The sequence below is a fragment of the Paenibacillus oryzisoli genome, from assembly GCF_001653565.1.
GTDB classification, from domain to species: Bacteria; Bacillota; Bacilli; order Paenibacillales; family NBRC-103111; genus Paenibacillus_E; species Paenibacillus_E oryzisoli.
The window spans coordinates 180,788-194,537 of the sequence record NZ_LYPB01000069.1 but is presented as its reverse complement, the minus strand read 5'-3'; the positions used below and the strand labels follow the sequence as shown (position 1 = coordinate 194,537).

Annotated in this window: 9 protein-coding genes; all 9 read left to right on the top strand. The window is 44.5% G+C overall.

All coding sequences use genetic code 11. The features are described 5' to 3' along the window. Nucleotides 1-382: 382 nt before the first annotated feature. The 9 genes from A8708_RS15525 (at nucleotide 383) to A8708_RS15485 (ending at nucleotide 13,697) form a co-directional block, all read left to right on the top strand. Nucleotides 383-718 carry a hypothetical protein gene (locus A8708_RS15525; RefSeq protein WP_068664929.1) on the top strand — a complete coding sequence of 112 codons (336 nt, stop codon included), beginning with the start codon at nucleotides 383-385 and terminating at the stop codon, nucleotides 716-718. Nucleotides 719-737: 19 nt separating this feature from the next. After that, nucleotides 738-1,682 (top strand): SGNH/GDSL hydrolase family protein, encoded by a 945-nt coding sequence (locus A8708_RS15520; protein WP_068664927.1) that lies wholly within the window; start codon nucleotides 738-740, stop codon nucleotides 1,680-1,682. A gap of 47 nt (nucleotides 1,683-1,729) precedes the next feature. After that, a complete protein-coding gene (locus A8708_RS15515; RefSeq protein ID WP_068665236.1) occupies nucleotides 1,730-3,025 on the top strand; it encodes a Gfo/Idh/MocA family protein in 1,296 nt (431 codons plus the stop codon). Between the two features lie 173 nt (nucleotides 3,026-3,198). Continuing rightward, nucleotides 3,199-4,974, top strand: a complete 1,776-nt coding sequence (locus A8708_RS15510) for a sensor histidine kinase (protein WP_068664925.1) — start codon at nucleotides 3,199-3,201, stop codon at nucleotides 4,972-4,974. Beyond that, nucleotides 4,968-6,644: a response regulator gene (locus A8708_RS15505; protein ID WP_068664923.1), complete on the top strand. Its 1,677-nt coding sequence runs from the start codon at nucleotides 4,968-4,970 to the stop codon at nucleotides 6,642-6,644. Before A8708_RS15510 ends, A8708_RS15505 begins: the two co-directional genes overlap by 7 nt. Before the next feature lie 202 nt (nucleotides 6,645-6,846). Next, nucleotides 6,847-7,743, top strand: coding sequence for an ABC transporter permease (locus A8708_RS15500; protein WP_068664921.1), 897 nt, complete (start codon nucleotides 6,847-6,849; stop codon nucleotides 7,741-7,743). A gap of 17 nt (nucleotides 7,744-7,760) precedes the next feature. Further along, the gene (locus A8708_RS15495) at nucleotides 7,761-8,651 is read left to right on the top strand and encodes a carbohydrate ABC transporter permease (protein WP_068664919.1); all 891 of its coding nucleotides are present in this window, start codon (nucleotides 7,761-7,763) and stop codon (nucleotides 8,649-8,651) included. A 49-nt stretch (nucleotides 8,652-8,700) separates the two neighbouring features. Next, the gene (locus tag A8708_RS15490; protein WP_068664917.1) at nucleotides 8,701-10,398 is read left to right on the top strand and encodes an extracellular solute-binding protein; all 1,698 of its coding nucleotides are present in this window, start codon (nucleotides 8,701-8,703) and stop codon (nucleotides 10,396-10,398) included. Between the two features lie 77 nt (nucleotides 10,399-10,475). Then, nucleotides 10,476-13,697: a golvesin C-terminal-like domain-containing protein gene (locus A8708_RS15485; protein WP_068664915.1), complete on the top strand. Its 3,222-nt coding sequence runs from the start codon at nucleotides 10,476-10,478 to the stop codon at nucleotides 13,695-13,697. Nucleotides 13,698-13,750: the final 53 nt, after the last annotated feature.

Here is a 13,750-nt window from a genome sequence, read left to right as displayed (position 1 = left end):
GTTATTTCGAGCTAAATGGACGAATTTTATCGGTTTTGATCAAAATAGCGTTATTTCGTAGTGCTATTTGTTCGTTGAACATGCATATAGAGCAAATAACGTTATGGCAGAACCTTATTTCAACTTGCATGCGATGCACCTTTTCATTAATCGACAATCTCTCATTTCCGACTAATAGGGATAGAGGAAGTAGGCGGCTGAAGGACGGCGTACCCGGTTATCTTTAAATGGTCAATTTGCTCGCAAAAAGGACAAGAAAAGATAAGGATGTTCATAGAATCTCGTAGAAATGCATGACCGCATATTCTACTCTTAATAGAAGAGGCAAGATGCTTTAAAGGTTATCGAACTGAGAAATAAGTAACTATAAGGAGAGTGATAAATGATGGAGGATCACGCTAGCATACACCCAGCCCCCCCGGAGTCATTTGTTTATTTACCGACGGGTTCGACGCTAATCAGCAATCCGATGGATTTAAAAGGGTACTCCAAATGCAGAATCTATGTACAAGCAAACGTTGAAGGCACAATTGATGTTGCTATAAGCGGCGCGCCGAATGAAGGCGGAATGTATACGGATGAATTAAGTATCAATGCGGTGAAGACTGGAATTAACGGAACAACTTCGTATGTCCTAGATAATGTGTCACGATTTGTAAAGGTGAAATGTGCGAATCTAACTGGCAAATGGACGATCTGGGTAGTACCAATTTGGTGATGAGAAGGAGGTTGCTGTGATGGCGAGGATGAAGATCGAGGATATGGCATTGAGCTATTCGGGTACATGGACACATGTCAGCACAACGAGCGGAAGCATGGATAGCAGGCACGATTCAGACGGAACTGCAACAGCTAATGCGTCGGCAATATGGAAGGCTTATTGTACGAGCATAGAAATTTATGCACTGAAGGCACCAACCTTCGGAATGGCGGATATTTATATTGATGGGGTCATTCATGGTGAAGTGGATTATTATGCTCCCACTGCGCAGTACGGAATTATGATCTATGAGGTCATCGAACTGTCTGCAGGTTACCATACCATAGAAATTCGTAAGAAAGAAACGAGAAATCCCAGCTCAACAGGCAACTACATTTCAATTGATTATTTGTATGCCGAATTGGTACAACCGCAGCAAACTCAGTATAAAAGTATCGTCTGCATCGGTGATTCCATTACTTTCGGAGCCAACGTCTCTGTAAGACCAGACAACTTATACGGTAGAAAGCTGCAGCAAATGTTGTTTCGTCCTGTCAGTATCCATGGCTTATCCGGAGCGGATGTCAGTACGATTAGCAATGTGATAGAGTCTGTTGTCGCATCTAGAAATCCGGACTTGGTGTTATGGCTAACAGGCATGAACAATACGAACCCTAAGGCTTCCTTAGAAATTGGTTTAGATAAAATGAAAGCTTACCTCCCCCATGCCGATATCATCGTGGCCACGATTCAATATAATACTTATTACACATCGGCACAAAACATCGTCAAAGTAGACGAAGTGAAAGCGGCATGCGCAGTGAAAGGGATTCCGTGCGTGGACATGTATAGCCCAACCTTAGGAAACACGTATTTGAATAAGCCAGAGAATACCGTACATCCGGGCGATGAAGGGCAGGGTGTACTGGCTTCCTTGTTCTATCAGGAAATCATTAAGAAGTTCATAATCCCAAGCGTCTAAAAGTAGAAGGGTACAAGAATATGGATATGAAAAGGGGTCCATCACGTATGTCGAAAGATCGGCCTATTACGGCTGTCATTATTGGTGCTGGCAACCGAAGTTTGATTTATGCTTCGTATGCCTTGCAGCATTCAGATGAATTGCAAATCGTTGGCGTTGTTGAGCCTAATCAAGAACGCAGGCAATTAACGGCGGAACGCTTCGATATTTCTCCAGACAACTGCTTTGCATCCGTTGAGGAACTTGTTGTTCATCCCCAATTAGCGGATGCAGCTATTAATGGGACGATGGATCAACAGCATCTTGAAACAACGCTGCCACTTTTAAAAGCGGGATACGATGTTCTGTTGGAGAAGCCGATCGGCGTAAGTGAAGAGGAAGTACTTGAACTGTACGAAGCCGCGAACTTCTATCAACGGACCGTGATGATTTGTCATGTAATGCGGCATGCTCCATTTTATTTGGAAATCCGTAAGCAAATCGAAAGCGGAGTAATCGGGGATATCATAGCCATACAGACAGAGGAAAATGTAAGTTACCACCATATGGCGACTTCTTTCGTGCGGGGGAAATGGAATAGTTTAGCGAATTGTCACTCCTCCATGCTATTAGCCAAATGCTGCCATGACTTAGATATGATTACTTGGATGAAAGGCAGCGTACGACCGAGGAAAGTTACTAGCTTCGGAGGATTATTCCAGTTTCGAGCGGACAAAGCCCCGGAAGGCGCTGGTACTAGGTGTCTTGTTGATTGTCCAATTGAAGCCACATGTATCTATTCCGCGAATAACATGTATATCGAACGAGATTTATGGGGCGTTTATGCGTGGGACACTAGATATGTAAGCAGTAATCCAACCCTCGAAGAAAAAATCCAATCGCTGCGAACTTCCAATCCATACGGGCGCTGCGTATGGCGCTGTGATAATGATGTTGTTGATCATCAAACCGTCATCATCGAATTCGAAGACGGAAGTACAGCATCGCACAATCTAACAGGAGCCACCTCCAAGTCGTGTAGAACGATTCATATCACGGGGACGAAAGGTGAAATTTTCGGTACGATGGAGGAAGGTTACTTCTTGGTTAGGCAACCTGATACAAGGCCTGGTCATTTGTATAAGGAAGAACGGATCGAGACGAATGTCACATCTGACATGCATGGTGGGGGCGATTTGCGGCTGGTTGCAGATTTTGTTCGCAGCTTACGGGGAAATAAACCTTCTCTGTCTTCAACATCTTTGGAGAAATCGATGTATGGCCACCAAATCGGCTTTGCGGCAGAACGCTCAAGAGCTGAGAATACCATTGTGGAAATTAGCTCCTTAGTCGTTCATGCATAAACGACATATAGAGAACGAAACTGTCTGCTCGAGCTATTCGAAACTCGAGCGGATTTTTGTGTAACCGTTTATTTGGATACAAGAGGAAAGTGTAGGTAAATGTCGAATAGTTCTGTCAACTATGCTGGTAATAATTAGTAGAGGTTATTGAATACGATGGGGGGTATGCCAACATGATGCACTTAAACTGGCAGAATTGGTGGTTTTCCATTTTCACAAAGCTGTTGGCCTTATTCTTCATTATGATATTACCTGTGTATGCGATGGCCATTCATAGTAACGAGTCTGGGTCGCACCTTGTCAGCAATGAAATTTCATCCTCGCTTCAAGCACAAATCAGCTTCTACCATAATTCCCTTAACAAAGAAATCGATCGGATGATTCAACTTCAACGTCAATATGTGGTTGATGATGATTTGCTAAACCTCAGTGTAATTGGAGAAGGTCTACCTGACTATGACCGTTCACTGATGATGCGACAACTCCAACTTAAGCTGAATCTTATCAAGAGCTCCGGCATCTACGCAACAGTAGCGAAAGCTTATATCCCGTCACTTCAACGAATCATAAGCACAGATGATCTCACAACAGCGCTTCCCTCAGGTCAAATTGAACAATTAAAAAGAGAACGAGAGCTATTTACGAACGGTACGCCTATATATTATAAGGATGACAAGCTGTTTATTCGGGAATTTTACCCCACCAAAGCAGTAACGACTGAACGTGATCCTGTATTTGTTCTGGAGACGGAGATTTCTGTAAATGAACTACGAAATTTCCTCCTGCAAATATCTAGCTTTAAGAAGAGCGGATCGGCTCTCGTCAGTGATGCATGGCGGATTTCGAGCGATGAGAACAATGAAGCTATGACGCCAATAATTGAGCGTGTTCAAAGTCAGGTGGCTAAGCAATTAGTAAACGGAAGATGGATCGAAAATATCCGGGTGAACAATCAAAACTACATTACGGCCTTCGAGTACGCCTCAGATTCGAACACAACACTGCTTGTGTTCGTGCCGGAGTCAGATATACTAGGACCGCTGGAGAAATATAAAAAGTTCATTCTGCTTATGTCCATCGCAACCATTGTACTGATTGTGCTTGTTTCTTATTGGATCTATCAGGTGATTCATAAGCCGCTTTCTAAAATGGTACGTGCGTTCCGCAATATGGAGTCAGGCAATTTGAACCTTGTTCTGCATCACAAGAGTCGGGATGAATTCAACTATCTCTATAGGCAATTTAATCGGATGACAGACAGATTAAGAACCCTGATATACGAGGTATATGAAAAACAGCTGCAGAAGCAGCAGGCAGAATTAAATCAGCTGCAGTCACAGATTAAGCCCCATTTCCTCTATAACAGCCTGTACTTGTTGTATCGCATCACGAAAGATGAAGACTATGAGAACAGCTTGAGGCTTACCAAGTATTTAGGTGATTATTTTCGCTATATTACGAAGGTAGCAGGGGAGGATGTACCGCTCTCCGAAGAATGGCATCACGTGCGCATGTATATGGAGATTCAGAATGTTAGATTTTCCAATCGCTTAAAAGTATCCATTGCCGAGCTGCCCGAAGATAAACACAATCTGCTCGTGCCGCGATTAATTCTGCAACCGTTGGTCGAGAACGCTTACAACTATGGACTCGAGCATACTTTGGCAAACGGAGAGTTAACCATTACGGTAGAAGCTGGAGAAAAATTTTTGAAAATCCTAATCGAAGATAACGGTATTGGCATGTCGGAGGAAGACATCAAGCTATGGAATCATCGGTTCACTAATCCCCCTGGCAATATCGATGTCAGCGGGATCATGAATGTGCACCGGCGGTTGCAATTAAAATTCGGTGATGAATCGGGTATTCAAGTAAGATCGAGGTCAGGCGGAGGGTTATGCGTCATCTTGACGATCCGCATTGAGAAGGAGGCGGGAAATCCATGCTAAACTTAATGATTGTGGACGACGAATCTGTAGCAGTTAATTTATTATCTAATGCGCTTGAAGAGTGGGGCAAGTATGAATTAACGATTAATAAAGCCTATTCCGGCAATGAAGCATTGGATCGGATTCGAGAACGCCGACTAGATATCTTGCTCACGGATATTCGCATGCCTGGGATGAACGGTCTTGAGTTGGCAGACCATGTGCTGGATTTATGGCCGAGGTGCAAGATCATCTTCCTCTCCGGATACAATGATTTCGAGTACATTCAGAAAGCGATTCGGAAGGGGGGGATGGACTATATTCTGAAGGCTGAAGATGATGAACTCATCTTTCAAGCGATTGAAAAGGCGGCAGAGGAGATCAAAACCGAGCTGCATGAGGGGGACATTCTGAAGAAGTCCCAAGAGCTTATGCAGCAAGCCATACCAGCCATGCGGCGCGATTACTTCATGGAAATGTTAGGCGGCGAGATGGGTTCTGAGGCTGCAAGAGTGAAACGATTCACGGAATTAGGCATTCATTTGGATCCCAAGCAAGACGTTTACCTAGTGGTAGGGAGGGTCGACGACTGGGGAAAGAATCTGTCAACGTCAGATAGAACGTTGCTAACATACTCCATTCAAAACATTGCTGAGGAGTTTCTGGCTGACAAGTTTCGGTTTGTATTTCTGTTGTACGATCGGTTTCGATTCGTCTGGTACATTCAACCCAAGCAATTTCCACTCTCCCAAGGGGAAGAAGCTGAGGTGGCTTGGGAGCGTGTACGGCAATTCGTTAAAGGAACATCTGAATCCATACAAGCGACGTGCAGTCAGCTGTTAAAATTGCCGATCTCTCTCATGCTAAGTTCAAATCCAAGTTCATGGGAGAAGACGGCAGGTCAATTCGATTCGCTTAAGCTTAATCTTAGCAGTGGACTGATTCGAAGCGTCGAGAAGCTGGTAGTGGAGCCTAGTTCAGACACAGCTGGGCTAGAGCGTTCCAGTAAAACCTTTTTCGCAGAGATGGCAGTGCGCAATCATATGCGGAAACTAGACCTGTTGGAAGCTCATTTGGATAGCGGGGATAAAGCGCAGTTCGTTCAACATTTTCATGAGTTTACGATGCTGAACAACATGGAAGTGTCCGAGATAAAGCTGACTTATTTAACCATGGAAATGTTCGCTAATCTATCCTCCTTCTTTCTCTCCTATACCAGTCGCCGCAATCTCATTGACGAGCTTGGTGCTCCAATGAAGTTGGATAAATATGTACAATTCGATAACCACAGTTCCTGGGAGGCTGCATTAGCCTATTTTCGACAGCTAGGGGAGATGGCGGCTGACTACAACGGTAGACTGCAGCTAGAAAGAACCCATGAAATGATCCGTATTTTACATCAATATGTGCATGACTTTATGAAGGAGGATTTGACACTTACCCGATTGGCCGAAGTCGTCTATCTCAGTCCGCCATATTTGTCTCGGTTGTATAAGCTGCTTACTGGCAATAACCTGACGGAATATGTTACCGAACAACGAATGGTGCGTGCAAAGAAGCTGCTCAAAAACACAACGATGAAAATCCACGAGATTGCCTTCGAAGTTGGCTTTGAATCAGCACCTTATTTTACCCGAGTATTTAAGAAACTGACTGGCTCAACGCCAAATGAATATCGCGAAATGAATTAAATGCTGCGTAAATGAACTGCCGCCGGACATGCGAGCCCCCTCGCTGATGTTGATTTGGCGGTATTTTTACGTGGAGGGATAGAGTTTTCATGAAGATCAAGAGAGAAGATAAGGAAGTAGGAAATGTCTCGTATTTTTACAATCCAATACCTTTTAATATGAAAGATAAGCAGGGCATTACGAAGGGGGTGAGAGAAAAGTAATGAATAATCGATGGAATTCCAAGGTGTCCTTACATCTAATGGTTTTGCCAGGCATAATTACAGTCCTAATCTTCAGTTATATTCCTTTGTTCGGTTTGGTGATGGCTTTTGAAAAGTATGTGCCCTCGAAGGGAATATTGGGCTCGCATTGGGTAGGATTTGATAATTTTCGTTATGTGATGCATCTGCCCGACTTTTTTCAAGTGATTCTAAATACCATTCTTATTGCTGTTATGAAAATTATAGCGGGGCTTCTGGTACCTATAGCCATTTCACTGCTCTTAAATGAAATGCGTATTACGTTCATCAAGAGAAGCATTCAAACACTTGTTTATTTACCGCATTTTCTGTCCTGGGTCATCTTGGGAGGCATCCTAGTCGATATCTTGTCCCCATCGGCAGGGGTTGTGAACCAGTTGCTTCAAGCAATTGGTATCGATCCGATATTTTTTCTTGGCGATAATAAGTGGTTTCCTTTTACACTGGTGTTGTCCAACGAATGGAAGGAATTTGGTTTCAGTACGATTGTGTATCTGGCCGCCATTGCAGGCATCAATCCGTCGCTCTACGAGTCAGCCGTTATAGATGGAGCCAATCGCTGGAAATGTGCGCTTCATATCACGCTGCCTGGTATTGCGCCGATCATCGTGTTGATGGCTACGTTAAGTATCGGTAGCATATTGAATGCCGGCTTTGAGCAAGTGTTTAATCTCTACAGTCCAGTTGTCTATCAAAGTGGTGACATTGTTGATACTTTTGTATACCGGATAGGCTTGATTGACGCGCAATATGGTGTGGCAACGGCAGTTGGCATGATGAAGTCAGTAGTTTCGCTTGTACTCATTTCCGTGTCCTACTATCTTGCTTACCGGATTGCGAACTATAGAATCTTTTAGAGAGAAGGAAGTTGAACTTGGTAGATCGTTACTCTTGGTCGAGATGGTTGTTCGTTGCCCTCAATTATACGTTTCTGATCCTGCTGGCGGTCTTATGTATCCTTCCGCTGATTCATGTGCTCGCTATCTCGCTTAGCTCGAATCTTGCCGTCTCTGCTGGATTGGTTAAGCTTTGGCCGAAAGATTTAACGTTCATATCCTACGAATTTATTCTCAGAAAGTCGGAATTTTTATTGTCTCTGCTTGTTACACTGAAGCGGGTTCTGCTAGGGGTGGCAGTCAATATGTTGCTTACGATATTGGCAGCATACCCACTGTCGAAGGAAACGTCTGAGTTTAAAGGTCGGACTGTGTATGTCTGGATCTTGGTGTTTACGATGCTTTTCTCGGGCGGTCTTATTCCTTTGTATATGACGGTTAAGACGCTGGGCTTGCTGGACTCCATTTGGTCGCTGATTCTTCCTCATGCTCTTCCGGTTTTTAATGTCGTGCTGCTTCTGAACTTTTTTCGAGGAATACCTAAAGAGTTAGAGGAAGCGGCTTTCATCGACGGGGCAGGATATATGAAGATCTTATGGAAAGTATATGTTCCGTTATCTATGCCATCCATAGCAACATTAACGCTGTTTGCTACTGTAGGTCATTGGAATGCTTGGTTTGATGGGCTCATATTCATGAATTCACCGGCAAATTATCCGCTTCAGAGTTATCTGTACACCATCGTCAATAATGTAGATGCCATTATGGGGAACCTGGATCTTGTTAATATCAAGTTATACGAGGAAGTTTCAAGCCGGACAGCCAAAGCAGCACAAATCTTTTTAGGTGCACTTCCCATTTTGCTCTTGTACCCATTTCTTCAACGTTTCTTTATAAAAGGAATTGTTGTAGGCAGTGTAAAAGGTTAAAAGTCGGAGGGGCTTATCTACAATTAAATTATTCTCAGGGGGATTGTCCATGAAAAGCAAGTATGTGTACGGGCTGAATATGATTCTGATTTCTGCTCTTATGACGCTATCTGCATGCAGCGGCGATACGAATGAAAAAGGGAGTCCAAGCCCATCCGAACCAGCGAAAGAAGCTAATTCGCAGTCCTCAACGCCTACCAATGGTAAGTACACTCCGGCTATCGAAGTATCGACGGTAAGATATACCGATGCCGGGTTTAAATTTAAAGACGGAGAGTCGTTGGATAAGAATATTTGGAACGGTATCTTTGAAGATGAACTTGGCATAAAAGTGAAAAATATGTGGGTTGTGGACAAATCGCAATACAACCAAAAATTAAACGTAACGATTGCTTCGGGCACTTTGCCTGACTTCTTTGAAGTCGACAAGGTGACCATGCAGCGACTCGTAGACGAAGGAGCGCTTGAAGACTTGACCGCTGTCTACGAGAAGTATGGGAGTCCTTTTGCTAAGAAAACGCTTACAGTAGATGGTGGGGCTGCGATCAAAGCCTCGACCGTGAATGGTAAATTGATGGCAATCCCACACACAGCCTCAAACGGAGGCGTTGCTTCGACTGAAATGATCTGGCTTAGAACCGATTGGCTGAAAAAAGTGAATCTCTCACCACCTAAGACAATGGATGATGTGATGAAAATTGCAGAAGCATTCAGCAAGATGGATCCGGATGAGAACGGAAAAAACGATACGTACGGTCTGGCAATTAACAAAGAGATGCTGCAGAATTTTGGATCGGTCAGGGGCTTTTTTAACGGATATCATGCTTATCCAGACTATTGGGTAAAAGACGCATCGGGTAAAATCGTATTCGGTTCGGTGCAGCCAGAAATGAAAGTCGCGTTGCAGAAGCTTCAGGATTTGTATAAAAATGGCGTTCTAGACAAAGAGTTTTCGGTCAAGGATACGAACAAGATTCTGGAAGACGTGAATGCGGAGAAAATCGGCTTAATATATGGGCATCTTTGGGATCCACCCGGCAAAACGTATGACATTAATTATCTGAAAGTCAAGGATGCCGCTTACCCGCTTTGGCAGACGTATCCAATCGTCTCTGTAGACTCCGCCCCGGTGAAGGTACAAGCGAATCCAACGGCAGAAACGTTTTTTGTTGTCAGGAAAGGTGTGAAGAACCCGGAAGTTGTTGTCAAACTGCTTAACACTTATTTGAAAAAATATATAGAAACCGATTATTCCGGTTCAGTCAATCCTTTTATTGCGAAAGACGGGATTTTCCCTGCCAAATTTGCTCCGGTGCAACTAGAATCACCTAATCTTAATCTAGAAGCTTGGTATAAAGTTGTCGACGCGCTCAAGACAGGGGATGGCAGCAAACTTGATTTCCCTGCCTCTGTTCACTTTGACCGTATTTCCAAGTTTAGAAATGGCGATTACAAGATGTGGTATTCAGATCGGACGTTTGGTCCAGAGGGAGCCTTTAAAGTCATTGATCAGTACGATAAGCAGAAAACATTTGTTTTTGACGAATTTATCTCTTCGCCGACACCAACGATGGTCGATAAGCTTTCAACGTTAACGAAAATGGAGATGGAAGTTTTCACTAAAATTATCATGAATGCAGCACCGGTCTCTGATTTTGATAAGTTTGTTGAGCAATGGAAACTGTCAGGTGGAAGTAAGATCGAACAGGAGGCTAACGAAGCGTACAAAAAAAATCAAGGCAACTAATTGAATCTGCAGGAGGGCAGAAACATTCTGTCCTCCAATCAAACAACATTCCCTTATTATAAAGGAGGAAATGAATAATGAGATGTAATGGATGGCTTGTAAAAAGGGTGAGAATGACCTTGATGTTGGTGGCTTTCGCGATTACGGCTATGTTCGGGGCATCTTCTGCGTATGCATCTGGCTCAACAGTAACCATAGATACATCTTCAATTGTTAACAATGATTTCCTCGGATTCGGTGGCGAGTTTGATCCTACGCAGTTCATGAGCGAAGCTGTAGCCAATGGTTTCAATGATGACTGGTGGGAAGTGGAGAAACAGCGGGTAGCCAAGTTGCATCCGAGCCTTTTTCGCGTGTGGTATCAGACCGATTGGATGGAGCCTTCGAACGATAACAACGACCCTGACGTCACGAATTGGTCGAATATGCAGACGAATAGCGCTAAAATGCAGTCTGTTTACAAAGTGCTTGATTTCCTAAAGTCCGAACAAATTGATGTCATGCTCGTCGCTGGTTGGAAGATGGATGCTGCCGTTCAGAGTTGGCTCGCATTCAGCGGATTACCGAGTCCAGTCAATAGCGCCCCGAACGATCTGGATGAGTGGGCCGAATGGGTTTCGGCATCGCTGCACCAACTGATTACGGTAAAGGGCTATGATAACATTAAGTATGTGATGTCCTACAATGAACCAAGTGGCGGTGATTTCGAGACACCAGCAGGCATTGATCCAAAGGCCTATTACAAGGACATGTACCAAGCTATTCACGATCGGTTAATTGCAGATGGCCTGCGCTCGGCGATCCAATTAGTCGGGCCTGATGAATCCGGTTCGAGTTCAGAATGGACAGCGTATGCAACGACGTATATGAATGATGTTCTCGATATTTATGATGGTCATGCTTATAACATGGATTACAGCACATTGCCGGTTTGGCTTTCAACTCGCAATAGTTATATCACACCTACGGGGAAACCACACATCTTAACCGAATTTGCTGCTCGTGGGACCAATGAAGATCGTAATACCTATCAGTATGGCGTTAATCTTGCAGATTTAATGGTATCCGGCATGCGAAATGGCGTATCCAGTATGCTATATTGGCGTCTTGCCGATCAACAGCTGGCCGATCCGCTGAATTTTATCGATACTTCGTTTGGAGCTTGGCCATGGCTGCCGGAATCAACGATGCCCCGGTATTCGTACTATTCGCTTGGCTTGTTTTCTACTTTTACAGGTTCGCATGCGCAGGTGTTACCGACAACGTCGGATGATCCTGACTTGCATGTAACGTCAGTGAGAAGAGCGGATGGCGAGTACACGGTGTATGTTGTTAACAGCAGTTCTTCGAATAGTAAAAGCGTATCCTTTCAGTTTGACTCGAATCTGAACAAGACCGTAAGCCGGCATTTGTATACCAGTACGTTGGTGCCTACACCAGGAGCTATAACGATACCTAGTGATGCCTCTTGGACGAGTGTTGGAAGCCTTTTTAGTGATACGAATCTACCTGCGAATAGTGTAGCCGTGTACACGACGGTTGGGGAACCTGAGCAGATTGAGATTACGCCTGGGGAAATCTCTGCTGTCTATGGAAGCACAACTACGTTCAATGATACGGTCATTGGCAGCACGTACGGAACGACATGGACTGTGCTTGGCGGTGGCTCCCAAGGAGCGATCTCGACCAGCGGGACATTTACTGCGCCGAACGCCATGCCGCCTATGCCCCAAACCATTGTTAAAGCAACGAGGGTCGGCGATCCAAGTGTATATGGATTAGCTGTGATTCAGTTCAAAGTGCTTGGACTCAAAGCAGTTGGCGATTATCCGAATGTGAATTTAAGTTGGCGGCCTTCCCAAGGGGCATCGGGTTATAACGTTAAACGAAGTACGACGCCAGGAGGACCTTACACGGTGATTGCTTCAAGTGTGACGGCAACTACTTATGTAGACTCTGACATATCGGATGTTACGCTCTATTACTATGTCGTCTCTGCCGTGGGGGCGTACGGAGAAAACGGAAATTCAAGTGAAGTCACACCGAGCAATTATTTTATTGATAATTTTAGCGGCACGGCAATTGATATAACAAAATGGAGAGTCATCGACAAGGGATTTCGGTCGACAGCCGTGACTGGCATTGGCGCGAACCAATCCAGTGGATCGTTGACATTCTCCGGTACGACAAGTGTTAACTACTGGGGTGGCAAAGGGGTACAATCCATGCCATTTTTCAAGGCGACGGCAAGTTCTCCGCTAACCGTGAAAGTAGATCGCGTTTCTGCGAACGGCATTGGTACGGGCTATCGCAGTGGCATTAAGCTGTGGCGTACCTATACAGAGAATATTCATTGGAGCCAAAATAGCGATACAGGAGTATGGGCTTATAACTTAAATGACGGCAGTGATGTTACCGTGTATACGAATTCGGATCATGGTGACCATGAAATGAAGCTTGTTCATGACGGAAGCAATGTCCATTTCTTTGTTGACGATGTGGAATATGCAAGTGTTCCGGTTACCTGGAGTAATGATTTCAGCATCATGCTGACAGGTGAAGCAAGACAAAACGGGGACTCTGTCACCGCTGTATTCGATAATTTATTGGCTTACTCCTCTACACAATTCTTGCCTGCGCCATCTGCTTTCACTGCGGTTGCAGGAGATTCACAAGTGAATCTAAGCTGGGGAAGTGTATCTGGGGCAACCAGCTATACGGTTAAGCGGCGTACAGTCGCTGGGGGTGCTTATACACCAATTGCCTCCAATTTGACATCTACTACGTATTCGGATACAGGTTTATCCAATGGAACTGCTTACGATTATGTAGTAACAGCTGTGAACAGCACGTTGGCAAGTCTACATTCCAAAAGTGTGAAAGCCACTCCTGCTGATGGAAGTATTATCGTTGATAATCTGCAAGCAGAGAAAACAGGAACCTGGAACTCGTCAGCTTCACTCCCTAATTATTACGCTTCGGATTATGTGTTTAATGCAACAGGGAGCGGAGCGGACTCCATTCGATGGAAGCCGATGATTCCAGAGGCAGGTAACTACAAAGTGTACTATTACTTGCCGAACGGCAATGGCGATCGCGCTACGAATGCACCTTTCACCGTCTATTACAATGGTGGGTCACAGACGTTTCTGATTAATGAGCAGGTATCTCCAGGTGGTTCTTGGATTTTACTCGGAACCTTCAAATTCGCGGCAGGGAATACAGGGTACGTTGAGCTTACTGACAGTGCCAACAGTAACTATGTTATTGCCGATGCGATCAAATTCAAGAAAGAGTAACAACTTTGAAGGGGGAGCTGATTGGGCTTCCCCTACTATTATGACTTCACAGG